Genomic DNA, 20,146 nt, shown 5'->3' with positions numbered 1-20,146 from the left:
TGCAAGTCAGAAAATCATTGACCGAAAAGTCAGACATGACTAGATTCGGCGCAAAGCGGTTAACAACAATAATGAGTCTGTGAGGCCTTCCGTGATCCAGTTTTTACTCAACCAGGAACTCCGTAGCGAGCACACCCTGGACCCCAACCTCACCGTGCTCAACTACCTGCGCGAGCATGTGGGCAAATCCGGCACCAAGGAAGGTTGCGCCAGTGGCGACTGCGGCGCGTGCACCGTGGTGGTCGGCGAGCTGCATGCCGATGCGCAAGGCGCCGAGCAGATTCGCTATCGCAGCCTCAATGCCTGCCTGACATTTGTATCGTCGCTGCACGGCAAACAACTGATCAGCGTCGAAGACCTCAAACACCAGGGCCAGTTGCACAGCGTGCAAAAAGCCATGGTGGAGTGCCACGGCTCGCAATGCGGTTTTTGTACCCCAGGCTTTGTGATGTCGTTGTTCGCCCTGCAAAAAAACAGCGACGGCCCCGACAGCCAGAAGGCCCACGAAGCCCTGGCCGGCAACCTGTGCCGCTGCACCGGCTATCGCCCGATCCTCGCCGCCGCCGAACAGGCCTGCTGCAACAAGCCCCAGGATCAGTTCGACAGCCGCCAGGCCGAGACGATTGCCCGCTTGAAAGCCATCGCGCCAACCCAGACCGGTGAGCTCAACAGCGGTGACAAACGCTGCCTGGTGCCGCTGACCGTCGCCGACCTGGCCGACCTCTACGACGCCTACCCCCAAGCCCGTCTGCTCGCCGGCGGCACGGACCTGGCGCTGGAAGTCACCCAGTTCCACCGCACACTGCCGGTGATGATTTATGTCGGCAACATTGAAGAAATGAAGCGCATCGAGTCCTTCGACGACCGCCTGGAAATCGGCGCCGCCGCCCCCCTCTCCGATTGCTACACGGCGCTGCACCACGAATACCCGGACTTCGGCGACCTGCTGCAGCGCTTCGCCTCCTTGCAGATCCGCAACCAGGGCACCCTCGGCGGCAATATCGGCAACGCCTCGCCGATCGGCGATTCACCGCCACTGCTGATCGCCCTCGGCGCACAAATCGTGCTGTGCAAAGGCAACACCCGCCGGACGTTGGCGCTGGAAGACTACTTCATCGACTACCGCGTCACCGCGCGCCAGGACAGCGAGTTCATCGAAAAAATCATCGTGCCCAAGGGCCATGCGCTGTTCCGTGCGTACAAGGTCTCCAAGCGCCTGGACGATGATATTTCCGCAGTGTGCGCGGCGTTCAACCTGACGATCGACAACGGTGTGATCCGCGAGGCGCGCGTCGCCTTCGGAGGCATGGCTGCCACGCCCAAGCGCGCCAAAAGCTGCGAAGCCGCGCTGGTCGGCGCCGCCTGGAACCCCGCCACCGTGGAGCAAGCCTGCGCCGCCCTGGCCCAGGACTTCACCCCGCTGTCGGACTTCCGCGCCAGCAAGGAATACCGCCTGCTCAGCGCACAGAACCTGCTGCGCAAGTACTTCATCGAGCTGCAAACGCCGCACATCGAGACTCGGGTGACCGCTTATGTCTAACCATCACGCCGTCGTTAAAACCCAGACCGAACTGGCCGAGCTGTTCGCTCAGGACCTGACCTCCGGGGTCGGTCGCAGCGTCAAGCATGACAGCGCCGCCAAGCACGTTTCCGGCGAAGCACAATACATCGACGACCGCCTGGAATTCCCCAACCAGTTGCACCTGTATGCGCGCCTGTCCGACCGCGCCCACGCCCGAATCCTGAGCATCGACACCACGCCCTGCCATGCCTTCGACGGCGTGCGCATCGTCATCACCCACGAAGATGTGCCAGGCCTGAAAGACATCGGCCCGCTGCTGCCGGGCGATCCGCTGCTGGCCATCGACACCGTGCAGTTCGTCGGCCAGGTCGTGCTGGCCGTGGCCGCCCGCGACCTCGACACCGCCCGCAAAGCGGCGATGGCCGCGGTCATCGAATACGAAGATCTGGAACCGGTGCTGGATGTAGTCGAGGCCTACCGCACAAAGCATTTCGTGCTGGACAGCCACACCCACCAACGCGGTGACTCGGCAAGCGCACTGGCAACCGCGCAATATCGCATGCAGGGCACCCTCCATATCGGCGGCCAGGAACACTTCTACCTGGAAACCCAGATTTCTTCGGTGATGCCCACCGAAGACGGCGGCATGATCGTCTACTGCTCCACGCAGAACCCCACCGAAGTACAGAAACTGGTGGCCGAAGTGTTGGACGTGTCGATGAACAAGATCGTCGTCGACATGCGCCGCATGGGTGGCGGTTTCGGCGGCAAGGAAACCCAGGCCGCCAGCCCGGCGTGCCTGTGTGCGGTGGTCGCGCACCTGACGGGGCAGCCGACCAAGATGCGCCTGCCGCGGATCGAAGACATGCTGATGACCGGCAAGCGCCACCCCTTTTATATCGAGTACGACGTCGGCTTCGACGACAGTGGGCGCCTGCACGGCATCAATCTGGAACTGGCCGGTAACTGCGGCTGCTCGCCGGATCTGTCCAACTCGATTGTCGACCGCGCAATGTTCCATGCCGACAACGCGTACTACCTGGGCGATGTCACGGTCAACGGCCATCGCTGCAAGACAAACACCGCCTCCAACACCGCCTATCGCGGCTTCGGCGGCCCGCAAGGCATGGTCGCCATCGAAGAAGTGATGGATGCCATCGCCCGTCATCTGGCGCTGGACCCACTGGCCGTGCGCAAGGCCAACTACTACGGCAAGACCGAGCGCAACGTCACCCATTACTACCAGACCGTCGAGCACAACCTGCTCGAAGAGATGACCGCCGAGCTGGAGGCCAGCAGCCAATACGCCGAGCGCCGCGAAGCGATCCGCCTGTACAACGCCCACAGCCCGATCCTGAAAAAAGGCCTGGCGCTGACCCCGGTGAAATTCGGCATCTCGTTCACCGCAAGCTTCCTCAACCAGGCCGGTGCGCTGATCCATATCTACACCGACGGCAGCATCCACCTGAACCACGGCGGCACTGAAATGGGCCAGGGCTTGAACACCAAGGTCGCGCAAGTGGTGGCCGAAGTGTTCCAGGTGGAGATCGACCGCGTGCAGATCACCGCCACCAACACCGACAAGGTGCCCAACACCTCGCCGACCGCCGCCTCCAGCGGCGCCGACCTGAACGGCAAGGCCGCGCAGAACGCCGCCGAAACCATCAAGCAGCGCCTGGTGGAATTTGCCGCGCGCAAGTACGAAGTGAGCGAAGCGGACGTGGCCTTCCATAACGGCCATGTGCGTGTGGGCGAGCAGATCCTGACTTTCGAGGCGTTGATCCAGCAGGCGTATTTCGCCCAGGTCTCGCTGTCGAGCACCGGCTTCTACAAGACCCCGAAAATCTTCTACGACCGCAGCCAGGCGCGTGGTCGGCCGTTCTACTACTTCGCCTTCGGCGCGGCCTGCTGCGAAGTGATCGTCGACACCCTGACCGGCGAATACAAGATGCTGCGCACCGACATCCTCCACGACGTGGGCGCCTCGCTGAACCCGGCCATCGACATCGGCCAGGTCGAAGGCGGCTTCATCCAGGGCATGGGCTGGCTGACCATGGAAGAGTTGGTGTGGAACGACAAGGGCAAATTGATGACCAACGGCCCGGCCAGCTACAAGATCCCGGCCGTCGCCGACATGCCTTTGGATTTGCGGGTCAAGCTGGTGGAAAACCGCAAGAACCCGGAAGACACGGTGTTCCACTCCAAGGCCGTGGGCGAACCGCCGTTCATGCTCGGGATTGCTTCGTGGTGCGCGATCAAGGATGCGGTGGCGAGCCTGGGTGACTATCGCCATCAGCCGAACATCGATGCGCCGGCAACCCCGGAGCGGGTGTTGTGGGGCTGTGAGCAGATGCGGCGGGTGCAGGCGGCGAAGACCGTCGAGGCGGAAACCGAGATGGCTTCGCTTTAGGACCGAGGCGCGGCCATCGGGAGCAAGCCCCCACCCACATTTTGATCGGTGAATACCTTCCAATGCGGGAGGGGGCTTGCTCCCGATGACGGACGAACAGACAACAGTAATGTTGAGGTAACCATGAACAACTGGATCAGCGCCCTCGCCCACCTGCAAGACCAGGGCGAACCCTGCGTGCTGGTGACCATCATCGAAGAGCTCGGCTCCACGCCGCGTAATGCGGGCTCCAAGATGGTGATCAGCGCCGCGCAGACCTTCGACACCATCGGCGGCGGGCACCTGGAATACAAGGCGATGCAGATCGCCCGCGACATGCTCGCCCGTGGCCAGCGCAACACCCATCTGGAGCGTTTCAGCCTGGGCGCAAGCCTGGGCCAGTGCTGCGGTGGCGTGACGGTGCTGCTGTTCGAGCCCATGGTGCAGGTGCAGGCGCAGATCGCCGTGTTCGGTGCAGGGCATGTCGGCCGCGCCCTGGTGCCGCTGCTGGCAAGCCTGCCGTGCCGGGTACGCTGGATCGACTCGCGCGAGCAGGAGTTTCCGGAACAGATTCCCCAGGGCGTGCATAAAATCGTCAGCGAAGAGCCGGTCGACGAAATTGCCGACCTGCCAGTGGGCAGTTACTGCATCGTCATGACCCACAATCACGCGCTGGACCTGGAACTGAGCGCCGCCCTGCTCAAGCGCAATGACTTCGCCTACTTCGGCCTGATCGGTTCGAAGACCAAGCGGGTCAAGTTCGAACACCGCCTGCGCGAACGCGGTTTCGCCCCCGCGCAGTTGCAGCGCATGCGCTGCCCCATGGGCCTTCCCGACGTGAAGGGCAAATTGCCGGTGGAAATCGCCATCTCCATCGCCGGCGAAATCATCGCCACCTACAACGCCCGTTTCGGCCAGCACAGCGCGAGCGCCGAACCCATTGCCAAATTGCTGCCGGCTTCGCGTCGCAGCCAAGCTATCTAAATTGAGATCACCATGCCTTTGACTCGCAAAGCCTACCGCGCCGCCATCCTGCACAGCCTCGCCGACCCTGCCGAAGTGGGTGTCGACGCTTCCTATGAGTATTTCGAAGACGGCCTGCTGGTGATCGAGAACGGTCGGATCAGTGCACTTGGCCACGCCGGCGACCTGCTGCCGAGCCTGCCTGCCGATATCGACATCACCCATTACCAGGATGCGCTGATCACCCCAGGCCTGATCGACACCCACATCCACCTGCCGCAAACCGGCATGGTCGGCGCCTACGGCGAGCAGTTGCTCGACTGGCTCAACACCTACACTTTCCCGTGCGAAAGCCAATTCGCCGACAAGGCCCACGCCGAAGAAGTCGCGGATATCTTCATCAAGGAATTGCTGCGCAACGGCACCACCACCGCGCTGGTGTTCGGCAGCGTGCATCCGCAGTCGGTCAATGCGTTCTTTGAGGCCGCCGAAAAGCTCGACCTGCGCATGATTGCCGGCAAGGTGATGATGGACCGCAACGCGCCGGACTATCTGACCGACACCGCCGAATCCGGTTACCAGCAAAGCAAGGCGTTGATCGAGCGCTGGCACGGAAAGGGCCGCCTGCACTATGCGGTCACGCCACGTTTTGCCCCGACCAGCACGCCGGAACAACTCGCGCGGGCCGGGCAACTGCTGGGCGAATACCCGGACCTGTACATGCAGACCCATATCAGTGAGAACAAGCAGGAGGTCGAGTGGGTCAAGGCGCTATTCCCGGAGCGAAATGGCTACCTGGATGTGTACGACCACTACAAGCTGCTCGGCGAGCGCTCGGTGTTTGCCCACGGTGTGCACCTGTGCGATGACGAGTGCGCGCGGCTGGCGGAGACCGGCTCGGCGGTGGCGTTCTGTCCGACCTCGAACTTGTTCCTGGGCAGCGGCCTGTTCAACCTGCCGATGGCCGAGAAACACAAACTGAATGTGGGCCTGGGCACCGACGTAGGCGGCGGCACCAGTTTCTCGTTGCTGCAAACCCTGAACGAAGCCTACAAGGTCATGCAACTGCAGGGCGCGCGGTTGAGCCCGTTCAAGTCACTGTACCTGGCCACCCTGGGCGGCGCGCGGGCACTGCGGTTGGAAGACAAGATCGGCACGTTGCAACCGGGGACCGATGCGGACTTTATCGTACTGGATTACAACGCCACGCCACTGCTCAGCTATCGCTTGAAGCAGGCGAATAACATTGCCGAAACGTTGTTCGTGCTGATGACCCTGGGGGATGACCGCACGGTGTTGCAGACGTATGCGGCGGGCAATCGGGTGCACCAACGCTGATCCCTACGGCAAGCCCAAACCACTGTGGGAGGGGGCTTGCTCCCGATGACGGAGTGTCAGTCACTGGATTGCTTGACTGATACACCGCCATCGGGAGCGAGCCCCCTCCCACAGGTTTGATCGGGTTTACAACTTTACAGACGAGCGCCCCGGCTTCTTGGTCTGCAACAAATGCGAGAACACTGCATGCAAATCATCCGACGCGCTTTCCTCGTCGAGGTTGAGCTTGCTGTCGATGTGATCCATGTGGTGCATCATCAGGTCTACCGCCAAGGCCGCATCCCGCGCTTCGATCGCGTCGATCAACTGGGTGTGTTCATCGTACGAACAGTGCGAGCGGTTGCCGCTTTCGTACTGGGCGATGATCAATGAGGTCTGGGACACCAGGCTGCGCTGGAAGCTGATCAGCGGCGCGTTCTTCGCCGCTTCGGCCAGCTTGAGGTGGAATTCGCCGGAGAGGCGGATACCGGCGCCGCGATCACCACGGGAGAAGCTGTCGCGTTCGTCGTTGACCATCTGGCGCAACTCAGCCAGTTGCTCGGTCGTGGCGTGCTGCACCGCCAGTTCGGTGATCGCCCGCTCCACCAGGCGCCGGGCCAGGAACACCTGGCGCGCTTCTTCCACGCTGGGGCTGGCCACCACCGCGCCGCGATTGGGCCGCAGCAGCACCACGCCTTCATGGGCCAGGCGCGACAGTGCGCGGCGAATGATGGTGCGGCTGACGCCGAAGATTTCGCCCAGTGCCTCTTCACTCAATTTGGTACCGGGTGCCAGGCGTTGTTCGAGGATGGCCTCGAAGATATGTGCGTAGACAATATCGTCCTGGGTTCCGCTGCGAGCGGTCTTGCCGGCTCGCGGTTGTTTCTTGAGAGGTTGCAACTGTTCGTTCATGGGCACTCGGGTTTGGAGAACGGCGGCGAATTAACGGTAATACGGCAACAGCGAGGCGCTGGCAAGTATCACCTAAAAACAGGGCACATTGTACACAACCCCATGCGCCAACACACTGTACGGCTGTTTGCGGCCGCGGCTGTATTGCAATGACTCGTTACGTTTGAGTTTAGGCTTGATTCCACGATTTCCCATGAACGACATCCCGCTGTAGGAGCGAGCTTGCTCGCTCCTACAGGGAAGGGAGTCAGGTAGAAGGAACACCTCACCATGACCGACGCCACCCAAGCGCCCCTGCGCCCGTTGGCCGACACCTCTGCATCGGCCATCGTCGCCGGCTTTATCGCCATGATGACCGGCTATACCAGTTCCCTGGTGCTGATGTTCCAGGCCGGGCAAGCCGCGGGCTTGACCACGGCGCAGATTTCTTCGTGGATCTGGGCGATTTCCATCGGCATGGCGGTCTGCAGCATCGGCCTGTCGCTGCGCTATCGCACGCCGATCACCATTGCCTGGTCGACACCGGGTGCGGCGCTGTTGATCACCAGCCTGGGCGGCGTGAGTTATGGCGAGGCCATCGGCGCCTACATCACCTGCGCGCTACTGGTCACGATCTGCGGGCTGACCGGCAGCTTCGAAAAGCTGGTCAAACGCATCCCGGCCTCGCTGGCGGCGGCGTTGCTGGCGGGAATTCTGTTCAAGATCGGCAGCGAAATTTTCGTCGCCGCGCAACACCGGACCGGCCTGGTGCTGGGGATGTTTTTCACCTACCTGATCATCAAGCGCCTGTCACCACGGTATGCGGTGCTCGCCGCGTTGGTGATCGGCACGCTGCTGTCGGGGCTGATGGGGCTGCTGGATTTCAGCGGCTTTCACCTGGAAGTCGCGACGCCGGTGTGGACCACGCCGCATTTCTCGCTGGCGGCGACCATCAGCATCGGCATTCCGTTGTTCGTGGTGGCCATGACCTCGCAGAACATGCCTGGCGTTGCGGTGCTGCGGGCCGACGGCTACAACGTACCCGCCTCGCCACTGATCACCGCCACGGGCCTTGCCTCTCTGGTACTGGCGCCCTTCGGTTCCCACGGCATCAACCTGGCGGCGATCAGCGCAGCGATCTGCACCGGCCCCCATGCCCATGAGGACCGCAACAAGCGCTACACGGCAGCAGTGTGGTGCGGGGTGTTCTACGGGATCGCCGGGGTGTTCGGCGCCACATTGGCGGCCTTGTTCGCGGCACTGCCCAAGGAGCTGGTGCTGTCGATTGCGGCCCTGGCGCTGTTTGGCTCGATCATCAATGGCCTGAGCATCGCCATGAATGAGCCTAAGGAACGGGAAGCGGCACTGATCACCTTCATGGTCACCGCGTCAGGCTTGACGCTGTTTTCCATCGGATCGGCGTTCTGGGGGATTGTGGCGGGGGTGTTGACGCTGCTGATTCTGAACGGGCGCAAGGCCTGAGGATTTAAAGCCCCATAACGAAACAGCGACCCGGGCGGGTCGCTGTTTCATGACATCAGACGGCCGGGTTGATCGGCGTCTCTGGATGCCAGGCGTCCAACAACGCGCTGACTTCAACGCGAGTCAGCTCTGGGCGGGCCTTGAGCCACGCTTCAACGGTTGCACGCTGCTCTTCGGTGACCGAACCACGAGTGGCTTTGCACACCAGACCGAAGTCTTCGCCACCAACGTAGTCAAGGCCATTGCCGTCCATCGCTTCGGTCAGGAATGCTTCGAGGAACGCGTCAACCGCTTCATCGTCCAAACCTTCTTTGAAGTCCAGGTTCAGTTCGAAACCCAGCTCTTGAAATTCATCAACGCATAGTTTTTTGCGCAGACGCCGGGAACGGTTAGTCGCCATTGGAACAATCCTCATAAGTAATAACGGGCGGCACTTTAGCAGTTTAAGGCGGCAATTGCCCGACTCTCTGGGACAGGCGTCACTTTGCCGGTAAAAAAACGCGGATTAGCAGCTATCGTTCAGCTACAACGGGTCGCACCTTGGGGCATAATGCCGTCACTTTCATGACCACTGAGGGATTTTTCTTATTTACCCCTCGTCTTTTTCACCCTTCTCAGCAGTAGGGTCTTATTTTTTATGATCACATCTTTGCGCTCAGTATTGCTCGCCGGTTTTCTCCTGCCACTGGCCTTCTCCACCGTCGCCGCCCCGATCAACAACACCCTGCCCCCGAATGTTCAGCAGGCACTGGCCAAGGCCAAGCTGCAAAACACCGCGCTGTCCCTGGTGATGATTCCACTCAACGGCCCAGGTACAGCCACCGTATTCAACGCCGATGTCTCGGTGAACCCGGCCTCCACGATGAAGCTGGTCACGACCTATGCGGCCCTGGAAATGCTCGGCCCCAACCATCAGTGGAAAACCGAGTTCTACACCGATGGCACCCTCAACGGTGGCGTGTTGCACGGCAACCTGTACCTCAAGGGCGGCGGCGACCCCAAGCTGAACATGGAAAAACTCTGGCTGCTGATGCGCGACCTGCGCGCCAATGGCGTGCAACAAGTCACTGGCGACCTGGTGTTGGACCGCAACTTCTTCAACCAGCCACAGTTGCCGCAATTCAACGATGACGGCAACGACGAGAACAAGCCGTTCCTGGTCAAGCCCGATGCCCTGCTGGTCAACCTCAAGGCCTTGCGCTTTGTGACCCGTAACGATTCGGGCCGCGTGATCGTATCGGTCGAGCCGCCCATCGCCAGCATCCGCATCGACAACCAGGTCAAGGTCTCCAATGCCAAGCAATGCACCGGCGATGTGCGTTACAACCCGGTAACGGCCGCCGACGGCAGCATGACCGTCACCGTCAGCGGCCAGTTGGCGGACGGCTGCAGTTCGCAGACGTATCTGTCGCTGCTGGACCACGCCACCTACACCGCCGGCGCCGTGCGCGCGATCTGGCAGGAATTGGGCGGCACCATCCAGGGCCGGGATATCCAGGCGCCAGTGCCCAAGGATGCCAAGGTACTGGCCCGCGCGTTTTCGCCAGACCTGGCGGAAATCATCCGCGACATCAACAAATACAGTAACAACACCATGGCCCAGCAATTGTTCCTGAGCCTGGGCGCGCAGTTCCGCAACGACGCCGATGGCGACGATGCCAAGGCCGCCCAACGCGTGGTGCGCCAGTGGCTGGCGAAGAAGGGCATCACCGCGCCGCACCTGGTCATGGAGAACGGTTCCGGCCTGTCCCGTGCCGAACGGGTCAGCGCCCGCGAAATGGCTGAGATGCTGCAAGCAGCCTGGAGAAGTCCGTATGCGGCGGAATACATCAGTTCGCTGCCGATCGCCGGTACCGACGGCACCATGCGTAAACGCCTGAAGACCACCGCCATGCGCGGGGAAGCCCACGTCAAGACCGGCACCTTGAACACCGTGCGCGCCATCGCTGGGTTCAGCCGCGACAACAACGGCAACACCTGGGCAGTGGTGGCGATCCTCAACGATCCGAAGCCATGGGGGGCTTCGTCGGTGCTGGATCAGGTGCTGCTGGATCTGTATCGCCAACCGAAGTTGGCGGCGGCGGCACCGGTTCTCTAACCATCCACTAATGGGGACCGCTTTGCGGTCCCGCGGGATCAAGCTCCCTCGCCACAGCCTCCACCCGATCCCTGCCCGCCTGCTTGGCGACGTACACCGCCGAGTCGGCACGCAACAACAGCGCGTCGATGCCTTCATCCGCCTGCCAACTGGCCACGCCAAAGCTGGCGGTGACGATGCCCACCGACGCCATCGGCGCACTGCGCAGCGATTGCCACAACTCCAGTGCCAGGCCATAGGCCTGCTCGCTGTCGGTGTTGGGGCATAGCACCATGAACTCCTCGCCCCCAAGACGGCAGAACACATCACTGCGGCGCAGACGCTGGCTGATGCGCTTGCACAACTCCTGCAGCACCCCATCACCGACCGCATGCCCGTGCTGATCGTTGATCCGCTTGAAATGATCGATATCAAGCATGATGACCGACAACGCCCCCGAAGTGCGGTTAAGCCTCACCATCTCCGCCTTGAGGCGATCCTGGAAATAGCGGCGGTTGTGAATCCCGGTCAGGGAGTCGGTAATGGACAACGCGCGCAATTCCTCTTCCACCCGCTTGAGATCGGAAATATCGGACACGTAGCCATGCCACAGGGTACCGCCCCCCGGCAATTCTTCCGGAGTGGCCTCGCCGCGAATCCAGCGCAGGCCCCGTTTCGGCAACAGCACGCGGTACTCTTCGCGCCAATGGCTCAACTGCAACGCCGACAAGCGAATGGACGTACGCACCCGCTCCACATCCTGTGGATGGATGCGTTCGAGAACCTGGCTCGCATCCTGCTGCAGCACGCTGACCTCGATTTCGTAGATATCGCGCATGCCATCGCTGGCGTAGATGAAACGCCAGTTGTCCCTGGGCTCCAGGGTGAACTGGAAGATCCCGCCGGGCACATGGGCGCTGAGCTTCTTGAGCAGGCGGTCCCGAGCAGCCAGCGCCTCGTAGACGCGTTTCTGCTCGGTAATATCCAAGTAGATGGCCAGGTGGCCGATCCATAAACCATGGTCGTCCAGCAACACCGTGCCCAGCATGTTCACGCTCAGATGGCTGCCATCCTGGCGGATCAGGGTCCATTCACGGGCTTCGCGCAGGTTGTCAGGGCTGTCCACCAACATCGCCTGGCTCGCCGGGATGCGTTTGCCCAAGGCCACACTCAGGCTAGCGGAACGCGCCTCCAGTTCCGAGGCCGAATGCAGCGTCTCCAGGGTCAACTTGCCAATCACCTGCTCGGCCTTGAACCCCAGCATCTGCTCGGCACCGGCGTTGAAGGTATTGATGACACCGCGCAGGTCGGTGGCAATGATCGCGACCTGGGTGGCGGCATTCAGCACGCTGCGCAATTGACCGTGGGCATCGCGCAACTCCTGCTCGCGCAGGCGTAACTGCGCGGTCCGTTGCTCCACCAGCTTCAGTGCGCGCTGACGCTGGCTCACCAGCACGTAGAGCAAGGCACTGAGCAGTAGGCTGAGCAACCCGCCCATGGGCAGGATCGTGGCGAGCGAGGAATGGTTGGACTGTTCGAACACCAGGCTCGGACGCAGGCTCAGGGCGTACACATGGTCACCCAGGCTCAGGCGGCGAACGCTGACGAGGCCACTGTCGGCCACGACATTATTGGACTCGAAGAGCACACGCTGTTGCAGGTCGGAGGTGTCGACGATCTGCATCACCAGATTGTCCAAGTCCGGCCTGGGCAAACCATCGGCCACCAGTTGGCGCATGCTGATCACCGCCATCACATAGCCGTAGGGCTCATTCGAGGACGACTCGGCAGTGGACAGGGGGACTACGGGCGCGACCAGTAATACCCCGGTGGCGTAAGCTGGCTCGACCCCCACCAGTTGCATCGGCTGGGACACCGCCAGCTTGCCGCTCCTATGCGCACGCTCGAGGGTCGAGCGCCGCAGCGGTTGGGCCAGCAGATCGAACCCCAGCGGCACGCCCAGCAGGCTTTGGGTCTGGCTGTAAAGCACGGGCACGTATTCATCGCGTTCAACCGCAGGCACCAGTTCGCCTGCCGAATTCAACTCACGGATAACATAGGGCCTGCCGATCTGACGGGACACCTCCTGTTCAAATTGCTGGCGTTGCTCACGAAACACCCGGGGCGCCCACGAGTAGGCGCGGGCGCGCAACAACAAGGGTTGGGCGAAACCGTCGAATTCTTCACGGGACACGTCGTCAGAGTTGACGAAGAAACGCCGCAGGCCGTTCAGGCGTTGTTCCTGATCTTCGAAGCGCTCCTGCAGGCGGGCATAACGTTCGCTGACCAGCAACTGAAAGCGCTGGCGCACCTGCTGTTGATAGAGGTCGGAGGCCGCCCAGGCGACGATCGTCGTCAGGGCGCAACCGGCCAGCACCACCACCACTGCCACCAGCCAAGCCGACGCCTGCTCACTGATAAAACCTAGGATTTTCGGGCGAACGGCTTGTAACGGCATAGGCAACACTCACAACGCCAGCGTGCGGGGGTGTCACTTTGGCTAGGCCTTACTTATAGCTATCGGCCCAGGGTTTGACCAGCGTAAAAAAGTTGTAGGAGCGAGCTCGCTCCTACAGGGGAAGCAACCATCAGCGCGCGGTGATTTTCCAGGCGCGGTGGATCTTGGCATTACGCGCAAAATCCGGGTCGAGGGTCTTGTCGCTGATCTCCTCGACCGCATAGCGTTCGCTGAGGTTGTCCTCGAGCACGAACTTGCGGAAGTTGTTCGAGAAGTACAGCACGCCGCCCGGTGCCAGGCGCGCCATGGCGAGGTCGAGCAACTGCACGTGGTCGCGCTGCACGTCGAAGATCCCTTCCATGCGCTTGGAGTTGGAGAAGGTCGGCGGGTCGATGAAGATCAGGTCGAACTCATCGCGACTGGCTTCCAGCCACGCCATCACATCACCTTGCTCCAGGCGGTTCTTGTCGGAGAAACCGTTGAGGGAGAAGTTGCGGCGCGCCCAGTCCAGGTAAGTCTTGGACAGGTCGACACTGGTGGTGGTGCGCGCGCCGCCCTTGGCTGCGTGCACACTGGCGGTGGCGGTGTAGCAATACAGATTGAGGAAACGCTTGCCGGCCGCCTCTTTCTGGATACGCATGCGCATCGGCCGGTGATCGAGGAACAGGCCGGTGTCGAGGTAGTCGGTGAGGTTGACCAGCAATTTCACGCCACCTTCGCTGACCTCGGTGAACTTGCCCTGGGCGCTCTGGCGCTCGTACTGCTTGGTGCCGCTCTGACGCTCGCGCCGCTTGACCACCACGCGGCTCTTGTCGATGTTCAGCGCCTGGGGAATGGCCGCCAAAGCGTCGAACATACGTGCCGAGGCTTTTTCCGGGTCGATGGATTTGGGTGCGGCGTATTCCTGGACGTGGACCCAGTCGTGATACAGGTCGATGGCCATGGAGTATTCCGGCATGTCGGCATCGTACACACGGTAGCAATCCACGCCTTCACGCTTGGCCCACTTGCCCAGTTGCTTGAGGTTCTTCTGCAGACGATTGGCAAACATCTGCCCGCCTTCGCTCAGTCGCGCCTGTTCGACTACGGGGGCCGGGGCCGGCTTGATCGGGTTGCCGTTCTTGTTGTACTGGCGTTCTTGTGGTTCGGCCGGGGCCTGATCGTAAGCGGCTTGTTCACGTTCGGCCTGGCGCTGTTCGGGGGTGCGGCGCTCGCCGGTGACGAACTGATCCGGGTTGACTTTGATCAGCAGCAATTTGCACGGCAAGGCACCGTTCCAGAACGAATACTGCTTGTGACTGCGAATGCCCATGCGCTTGCCCAGGTCCGGCGCGCCGGTGAACACCGCCGCCTCCCAGCCCATGCACGCCTGGCGCAGACGCTCGCCGAGGTTCTGGTAGAGGTACAACAGGCTGGCTTCGTCACCCAGACGCTCGCCATAGGGTGGGTTGCAGATCACCAGACCTTTCTGGTTCTGGTCCGGGCGCGGCTCGAATGTGCCGACTTCACCCTGGTACACCTTGATCCAATGGCTGAGACCGGCGCGCTCGATGTTGTTGCGTGCAGGCTGGATCAGCCGCGGGTCGGCTTCGTAGCCACGAATCCACAACGGCGGCTTGTTCATGCCGATGGCGGCACGCTCGCTGGCTTCGGTATGAAGCTTCTTCCACAGCGCCGGGACGTGACCGAGCCAGGTGGTGAAGCCCCAGAGTTCGCGATTCAGGTTCGGCGCCATGTCGGCAGCGATCATCGCGCCTTCCACCAGGAAGGTGCCCACGCCGCACATCGGGTCGGTCAGCGCGCCGCCTTCGGCAGCGATACGCGGCCAGCCGGCACGAATCAGGATCGCTGCCGCGAGGTTTTCCTTCAACGGTGCGGCGCCCTGCTGCAAACGGTAACCGCGCTGGTGCAGGCTGTGGCCGGACAGGTCGAGGGACAGGATGGCTTCGCCACGGTCCAGGCGCAGGTGGATGCGCAGGTCCGGGTTGATCTTGTCGATGGACGGACGCTCGCCGGTCGGGGTGCGCAGCTTGTCGACGATCGCATCCTTGACCTTCAGCGCGCCGAAGTGGGTGTTGTCGATACCCGAGCCGTGACCGCTGAACTCCACGGCCAGGGTACCGTCGGACACCATGTGGTCGGCCCAGTCGATATCCAGCACACCGTGGTAGAGATCTTCGGCGTCCTTCATCGGGAAGCGCTTGAGTACCAGCAACACCCGGTTGGCCAGGCGCGACCAGAGGCACAGACGGTAGGCGGTTTCCATGTCGGCCATGCCGCGCACGGCCGAGGTGTGCTCGCGAGCTTCCTCAAGGCCAAGCCCGACGGCTTCCTCGATCAGCAGGCCTTCAAGGCCCTTGGGGCAGGTGAGGAAGAGTTCAAAACGGTCCGACATGGGGCATTCCAGGCTTTTCAGCAATAAATGAACGGGCGACGCATCGCCGGCTCGGTTTTCAATCAAGCACTTTTCTTGAAGAGTACTCGCGTGGCACGAATGTGCCGTCCCACTCCGTCTGGCGGGCCTTCAGGCCTTGATTGACGGGGCAGAGAGATAATTGTCGCAACAAAAAGAAATATTCAGACCCTTCGTCGAATAATAACCGACCACAACGGGCGGGCTTTCTCACCCAAGGATTAAGCCCATTCTCTTCGTAAGGCACATCATAGCTGGCTTTGCCCCATAAAAGGGGCGAAAAGCCACCCCAGCTTATGGCTATAGCATCGTTATCGTTACGTGCTTATGACAAAACGATCATTGAATCCATGTGACCTATTGGTTAGAACTCAACACAGGCCAGCGCCACAACGACGCTGGCACATTGGCTCGCCACGCCGGCAGCGGGCCACACCAACGGCAGAAAAACTCTGCCCGGCCTCAGACGAGACCGAAGGATATCAAGACAGTCAACAAGTGAGGGAAACACCCTATGAGAAGACTTAAGCGTGATCCGTTGGAAAGAGCATTTTTACGCGGATATCAATACGGCGTTCATGGCAAATCCCGTGAGCTTTGCCCATTTACTCTACCGTCGGTACGCCAAGCCTGGATCAACGGCTGGCGAGAAGGACGAGGCGACAATTGGGACGGTATGACAGGCACTGCGGGCATCCACAGACTCAACGAACTTCACGCGGTCGGCTAATCAAGGGCATTCAATTCCGACACCATCACGAATATCAGTAAAAACTTAACCACGCACGCCCTATCCAGGCGGCGGGCTTCGGCCCAGGGGCTCCTTTTGAGGAGCCCTTTTTATTGGCGGCGAATCAGGCCTTCCTTGGCAGCGCCATGATCGCGTCCACTGACTCGCGAATCAGCTCAGGGCCCTTATAGATAAAGCCGGAGTACAACTGCACCAGACTCGCACCGGCGGCGATCTTCTCGGCCGCATGCTTGCCTTCGGTGATGCCGCCCACCGCAATGATCGGCAAGCGCCCCGCCAACTCGGCGGCCAGCACCTTGACGATATGGGTACTCTTCTCACGCACCGGAGCCCCCGATAGGCCGCCGGTCTCATCACCATGTGCCAGGCCTTCGACGCCGACACGGCTGAGGGTGGTGTTGGTGGCAATCACCGCGTCCATGCCCGACTCCACCAAGGCCTGAGCCACCAGCACGGTTTCTTCATCCGTCATGTCCGGGGCAATCTTGATCGCCAACGGCACGCGCTTGCCATGGCGCACGGCCAGGTCTTCCTGGCGTTGGCGCAAGGCTTCGAGCAGTTGCTTGAGGGAGTCGCCGAACTGCAGACTGCGCAGGCCCGGGGTGTTGGGCGAGCTGACGTTGACGGTGACGTAGCTGGCGTAGGCATAGACTTTGTCCAGGCAGATCAGGTAGTCATCGACAGCGCGCTCCACCGGGGTATCGAAGTTCTTGCCGATGTTAATGCCCAGAATCCCTTTGTATTTCGCCGCCTGAACCCGCGACAACAAATGATCGACGCCCAGGTTGTTGAAGCCCATGCGATTGATGATCGCCTCAGCCTCCGGCAGACGGAAGATGCGGGGCTTGGGATTGCCCGGCTGCGGACGCGGGGTCACGGTGCCGATTTCGACAAACCCGAACCCCAGTTGCGCAAAGCCATCGATGGCCGCGCCGTTCTTGTCCAGGCCAGCCGCCAGCCCGACCGGGTTGGGGAACTCCAGCCCCATCACCGATACCGGCATTTTCGCCGGCGCCTTGCATACCAGGCCATTGAGCCCCAGACGGCCGCCGGCACCGATCAAGTCCAGGGACAGGTCGTGGGAGGTTTCCGGGGAGAGTTTGAACAACAGCTGGCGGGCCAGGGTATACATGGGCGGGCTAGACTCGGATGGCGGCGAAAGGTGGCAGTGATTATAGCCGGGGTGACGGGGTGCACGCGAGGCGCGCCGTCCAAACGTCAGTGGCGCTGCATGACCAGGGCCTCGTAACGCGTCCAGATTTTTTCCGCGTAGCGTCGACGTAACGCCTCGCGCTCCGGCCCGGGGCCCGCCCCCACGTTATATGAACCGACCGCCGTCCAGTTGTAGCCAAAGCGCTGGATGAATTCCGCGAGAATCGAAGCCCCCACCTCCACCGACAGGCACGGCTCGCTCAACAGCCGCTCCTCGGTAATGCCTTGTTTGAGCAGACGGGGCAAGTGGATGCTGTTGATCTGCATCAAGCCGATATCCCGGGTGCCATTGCGGTTGGCATGATTGATCGCGTCCGCACGATAACCCGACTCCACATCGGCGATGGCTTGCAGCAATTCAGGCTCGATGTCATAGCGGCTGGCCGTTTCCTCCCAGCAATAGGCGAACGCCTGATTGCCCCCCACCAGTACGCCCAACAACAAACCCATGTGCCAGCACTTACCCATGGCTGACCCGGCCGCAAGCCGAACACACATGCTCCGTTTGCCCTTGCGCCGTCACCGGGCAGGTGAAACGGTAGCCTCGACCATAGATCGTCTTGATAAAGCCCTTGTCCGCGCCAAGGTGTTTGCGCAGCGAGTAGATGCAACGTGTCAGCGATTCCTCGGCGACCTCCCCCTGGGGCCATGCCTGCTCCAATAAGCGATCCTTGGTCATCAACGCCCCGCCGGAAACCAGCAAGAGCCGCAACACATGCCACTCCTTGGGCGGCAACTGAACATCCGCCCCCTCACCCGTGAGGCGACCATCGCCATGCAGGGTCCAGCGCGCAAAAACCAGAGCAGCCGTCGTCAGTTCATTACCCTCGACAGCCATACATACCTCGGCATCCGACTACTGACATTGAAGTCCTTATTTCCAGTATTGGCTCATGCGCCCATGGCACGACTATAAAAACCTGTCCCAGGCCTCACGTTAGGAAAAAACCTATACTCACATAGACTTACGGAGCTTCCCCGTAGGATGTTTCCCTATCCGGACCCACCAGGCGCCCACTCCGAATACACTTCGTACAATTCAACCCCCAACCGATCCTCCAGTTGCACCAGTTCGCCCAGGGCGAGCAATTGGCCATTAACCCGCACCTCCACACAGTGGATAACGTCGGGCGCCAACGGCAGCACCTTTCCCGGTGCAAAAGCCGCCAGGCGCCTGCGACTGACCAATTGTTCCTGTAGAAGAATTTCCAGATGCATGGAGTAACGCCTTATTCACGGTGAGATATCACGACCTGGACGTACAAACGCACGCTCTACACGCTCGTATTGCGCCGCAGTCAAGGGCACAGGTCCGACGCCACTGGCTAAAACCTTTGGCTCGCCCCCCGCGGCCCGCGCCTGAATGACAAACAGGCGCACTTGAACCGAACGCCTTGGCTCCCCGGTATCTCGCGCAAACGCTCCCAGCCATAAACGCTGGCCCTGCGATATACGAACAACACTGCCAACCCCCACCCGCCCGACCGCCGAGGGTGTATTGCCCGACCCCGCGTCACTCATCTGACGACCATCCTCGACATCCAGGCGCAGCTCGATCTGGTTGGCCTCGGTAAAACGCGGCAGCACGCTGACCTGAGTGCCATAACGCACCGGCCTCCAGTCGCCCCGTTCGTTACCGAGGGGCGGCAGGTAGAAGGTGTGGTTATCCTGGAACACCGCCGGCACATTCTCCTGGGTGAGAATCACCGGCAAGGTGACCACGCTCGCTCGTCGTCGGCGCTCCAGTGCGGTGATGTGCGCCATCAATCGTTGATCGTCCAGCGGTTCCATGACGCGGGTGGTCGCCGCCTCCTTGTCACCACCCAAGCCGAGCTTCTTCAACTCGTCACGGTGCACGTCCACCCACCACAACGAAACCTCGATAGATCGCTTGGGCAGGTCCAGCTCCGCCACCAGTTTCTGGATGAAACTCACCTGCGCCGGCTTGCCCTTGATCAGCAGGCTGTTGGTATCGGGGTAGGCGATCACACCCAGGCTCTTGTCGGCCAGCAGGCCTTTATGCTCGCTGGCGAGCAGGGTTTCGATGATGGATGCCATCCCAGGTACCCTGACCGGCCCATCCCGCGTGTCGTACTGGTGATCCGCAACAGGCGTGTTGAGCACCTGAACCACGCCAAAGGCCTGCGCGCCGACACGCAAGTCAGCCCGTTGCCGATCCATCAGTTGGGCCAGGCGCAGCACCTGGTCGACATAGTTCGGTGGGCCAGACACATAGAATGTCCGCGCGCCACTTTCGCGCAGGGGGTAGCGCGACTCATCGAGCCCCGAGCGGCGCATGAGGACCCGCAGCCGGTCGACGGAAATATGCCGCAAGGCGACCGCCGAGCCTTTTGCCTCGCTCGCGTCATAGAGGTAGAGCACTTGCCCGTCGTTGTACCCGATCAGCCCTTGCTGCAGCATCAGCGCGTCCAGGGTGCGTTGCGGCGCATCGAAATCCAGCACTGCGCTGAGACGCTTGCGGGCCACCGCGCGGCTGACAACGATGGGTATTCCAAGCGGCACCGACAGCGCGGTAAGCACCGTATGCAGGCTGTCGTCCTGTGCCTGGTAGGGTTCGCCCTGGGCATGCACATTCCCCAGCATCAGCGCGGCAAACAGCAGCCAGCGGCAAAGCCAGAGACGGGGCATCGTTACGGGAAATTCAGCGTAC

The 20,146-nt window shown here is 61.5% G+C and carries 16 protein-coding genes; 7 read left to right on the top strand and 9 right to left on the bottom strand.

Features of this window, described 5'->3' with window-relative positions:
- The first annotated feature begins 91 nt into the window (after positions 1-91).
- From xdhA to guaD, 4 genes are all read left to right on the top strand, one after another.
- Positions 92-1,540, top strand: coding sequence for a xanthine dehydrogenase small subunit (gene xdhA, locus ACLH0J_RS12295; protein WP_411392162.1), 1,449 nt, complete (start codon positions 92-94; stop codon positions 1,538-1,540).
- Positions 1,533-3,932, top strand: a complete 2,400-nt coding sequence (gene xdhB / locus ACLH0J_RS12290) for a xanthine dehydrogenase molybdopterin binding subunit (RefSeq protein WP_411392161.1) — start codon at positions 1,533-1,535, stop codon at positions 3,930-3,932. Before xdhA ends, xdhB begins: the two co-directional genes overlap by 8 nt.
- A gap of 123 nt (positions 3,933-4,055) precedes the next feature.
- Complete coding sequence (gene xdhC, locus ACLH0J_RS12285; RefSeq protein ID WP_411392160.1) at positions 4,056-4,895, top strand: xanthine dehydrogenase accessory protein XdhC; 840 nt, start codon at positions 4,056-4,058, stop codon at positions 4,893-4,895.
- Between the two features lie 12 nt (positions 4,896-4,907).
- On the top strand, positions 4,908-6,212 hold the full coding sequence (gene guaD, locus ACLH0J_RS12280) for a guanine deaminase (protein ID WP_411392159.1): 1,305 nt from the start codon (positions 4,908-4,910) through the stop codon (positions 6,210-6,212).
- A gap of 126 nt (positions 6,213-6,338) precedes the next feature.
- On the opposite strand, the gene ACLH0J_RS12275 is transcribed toward guaD, so the two are convergent.
- Complete coding sequence (locus ACLH0J_RS12275; protein ID WP_411392158.1) at positions 6,339-7,103, bottom strand: GntR family transcriptional regulator; 765 nt, start codon at positions 7,101-7,103, stop codon at positions 6,339-6,341.
- A 270-nt stretch (positions 7,104-7,373) separates the two neighbouring features.
- Here ACLH0J_RS12275 and ACLH0J_RS12270 point away from each other — a divergent pair, with 270 nt between their 5' ends.
- Positions 7,374-8,564 carry a benzoate/H(+) symporter BenE family transporter gene (locus tag ACLH0J_RS12270; RefSeq protein ID WP_411392157.1) on the top strand — a complete coding sequence of 397 codons (1,191 nt, stop codon included), beginning with the start codon at positions 7,374-7,376 and terminating at the stop codon, positions 8,562-8,564.
- Positions 8,565-8,619: 55 nt separating this feature from the next.
- Here ACLH0J_RS12270 and ACLH0J_RS12265 read toward each other — a convergent pair whose 3' ends face one another.
- A complete protein-coding gene (locus tag ACLH0J_RS12265) occupies positions 8,620-8,964 on the bottom strand; it encodes a YggL family protein (RefSeq protein WP_411392156.1) in 345 nt (114 codons plus the stop codon).
- A 237-nt stretch (positions 8,965-9,201) separates the two neighbouring features.
- Here ACLH0J_RS12265 and dacB point away from each other — a divergent pair, with 237 nt between their 5' ends.
- Entirely contained in the window at positions 9,202-10,662 is a 1,461-nt protein-coding gene (dacB, locus tag ACLH0J_RS12260; RefSeq protein WP_411392155.1) for a D-alanyl-D-alanine carboxypeptidase/D-alanyl-D-alanine-endopeptidase, read from the top strand.
- Between the two features lie 7 nt (positions 10,663-10,669).
- Here dacB and ACLH0J_RS12255 read toward each other — a convergent pair whose 3' ends face one another.
- The gene (locus tag ACLH0J_RS12255) at positions 10,670-13,099 is read right to left on the bottom strand and encodes a diguanylate cyclase (protein WP_411392154.1); all 2,430 of its coding nucleotides are present in this window, start codon (positions 13,097-13,099) and stop codon (positions 10,670-10,672) included.
- 130 nt (positions 13,100-13,229) lie between these two features.
- Positions 13,230-15,494, bottom strand: coding sequence for a bifunctional 23S rRNA (guanine(2069)-N(7))-methyltransferase RlmK/23S rRNA (guanine(2445)-N(2))-methyltransferase RlmL (rlmKL, locus tag ACLH0J_RS12250; RefSeq protein ID WP_411392153.1), 2,265 nt, complete (start codon positions 15,492-15,494; stop codon positions 13,230-13,232).
- Positions 15,495-16,026: 532 nt separating this feature from the next.
- Between rlmKL and rmf the strand changes: the two genes are divergently transcribed.
- Positions 16,027-16,242: a ribosome modulation factor gene (rmf, locus tag ACLH0J_RS12245; RefSeq protein ID WP_002553055.1), complete on the top strand. Its 216-nt coding sequence runs from the start codon at positions 16,027-16,029 to the stop codon at positions 16,240-16,242.
- A gap of 124 nt (positions 16,243-16,366) precedes the next feature.
- Here rmf and ACLH0J_RS12240 read toward each other — a convergent pair whose 3' ends face one another.
- From ACLH0J_RS12240 to sctC, 5 genes are all read right to left on the bottom strand, one after another.
- Positions 16,367-17,395 (bottom strand): quinone-dependent dihydroorotate dehydrogenase, encoded by a 1,029-nt coding sequence (locus tag ACLH0J_RS12240; protein WP_411392152.1) that lies wholly within the window; start codon positions 17,393-17,395, stop codon positions 16,367-16,369.
- Positions 17,396-17,481: 86 nt separating this feature from the next.
- A complete protein-coding gene (locus tag ACLH0J_RS12235) occupies positions 17,482-17,925 on the bottom strand; it encodes a transglycosylase SLT domain-containing protein (protein WP_411392151.1) in 444 nt (147 codons plus the stop codon).
- A gap of 10 nt (positions 17,926-17,935) precedes the next feature.
- The gene (locus ACLH0J_RS12230; protein ID WP_411392150.1) at positions 17,936-18,313 is read right to left on the bottom strand and encodes a winged helix-turn-helix domain-containing protein; all 378 of its coding nucleotides are present in this window, start codon (positions 18,311-18,313) and stop codon (positions 17,936-17,938) included.
- Between the two features lie 155 nt (positions 18,314-18,468).
- Entirely contained in the window at positions 18,469-18,693 is a 225-nt protein-coding gene (locus tag ACLH0J_RS12225; RefSeq protein WP_411392149.1) for a FliM/FliN family flagellar motor switch protein, read from the bottom strand.
- Positions 18,694-18,708: 15 nt separating this feature from the next.
- Entirely contained in the window at positions 18,709-20,124 is a 1,416-nt protein-coding gene (gene sctC, locus ACLH0J_RS12220; RefSeq protein WP_411392148.1) for a type III secretion system outer membrane ring subunit SctC, read from the bottom strand.
- Positions 20,125-20,146 lie beyond the last annotated feature (22 nt).

This window comes from Pseudomonas sp. MPB23, from assembly GCF_046605395.1.
GTDB lineage: Bacteria > Pseudomonadota > Gammaproteobacteria > Pseudomonadales > Pseudomonadaceae > Aquipseudomonas.
This window is presented reverse-complemented; position numbering and strand designations above follow the sequence as displayed.

What these genes read in the sequence shown, in the direction of transcription:
- xdhB (WP_411392161.1), top strand. Translation starts at nt 1,533, where the DNA reads ATGTCTAACCATCACGCCGTCGTTAAAACCCAGACCGAACTGGCCGAG.
- xdhC (WP_411392160.1), top strand. Translation starts at nt 4,056, where the DNA reads ATGAACAACTGGATCAGCGCCCTCGCCCACCTGCAAGACCAGGGCGAA.
- guaD (WP_411392159.1), top strand. Translation starts at nt 4,908, where the DNA reads ATGCCTTTGACTCGCAAAGCCTACCGCGCCGCCATCCTGCACAGCCTC.
- ACLH0J_RS12275 (WP_411392158.1), bottom strand. Translation starts at nt 7,103, where the DNA reads ATGAACGAACAGTTGCAACCTCTCAAGAAACAACCGCGAGCCGGCAAG.
- ACLH0J_RS12270 (WP_411392157.1), top strand. Translation starts at nt 7,374, where the DNA reads ATGACCGACGCCACCCAAGCGCCCCTGCGCCCGTTGGCCGACACCTCT.
- ACLH0J_RS12265 (WP_411392156.1), bottom strand. Translation starts at nt 8,964, where the DNA reads ATGGCGACTAACCGTTCCCGGCGTCTGCGCAAAAAACTATGCGTTGAT.
- dacB (WP_411392155.1), top strand. Translation starts at nt 9,202, where the DNA reads ATGATCACATCTTTGCGCTCAGTATTGCTCGCCGGTTTTCTCCTGCCA.
- ACLH0J_RS12255 (WP_411392154.1), bottom strand. Translation starts at nt 13,099, where the DNA reads ATGCCGTTACAAGCCGTTCGCCCGAAAATCCTAGGTTTTATCAGTGAG.
- rlmKL (WP_411392153.1), bottom strand. Translation starts at nt 15,494, where the DNA reads ATGTCGGACCGTTTTGAACTCTTCCTCACCTGCCCCAAGGGCCTTGAA.
- rmf (WP_002553055.1), top strand. Translation starts at nt 16,027, where the DNA reads ATGAGAAGACTTAAGCGTGATCCGTTGGAAAGAGCATTTTTACGCGGA.
- ACLH0J_RS12240 (WP_411392152.1), bottom strand. Translation starts at nt 17,395, where the DNA reads ATGTATACCCTGGCCCGCCAGCTGTTGTTCAAACTCTCCCCGGAAACC.
- ACLH0J_RS12235 (WP_411392151.1), bottom strand. Translation starts at nt 17,925, where the DNA reads ATGGGTTTGTTGTTGGGCGTACTGGTGGGGGGCAATCAGGCGTTCGCC.
- ACLH0J_RS12230 (WP_411392150.1), bottom strand. Translation starts at nt 18,313, where the DNA reads ATGGCTGTCGAGGGTAATGAACTGACGACGGCTGCTCTGGTTTTTGCG.
- ACLH0J_RS12225 (WP_411392149.1), bottom strand. Translation starts at nt 18,693, where the DNA reads ATGCATCTGGAAATTCTTCTACAGGAACAATTGGTCAGTCGCAGGCGC.
- sctC (WP_411392148.1), bottom strand. Translation starts at nt 20,124, where the DNA reads ATGCCCCGTCTCTGGCTTTGCCGCTGGCTGCTGTTTGCCGCGCTGATG.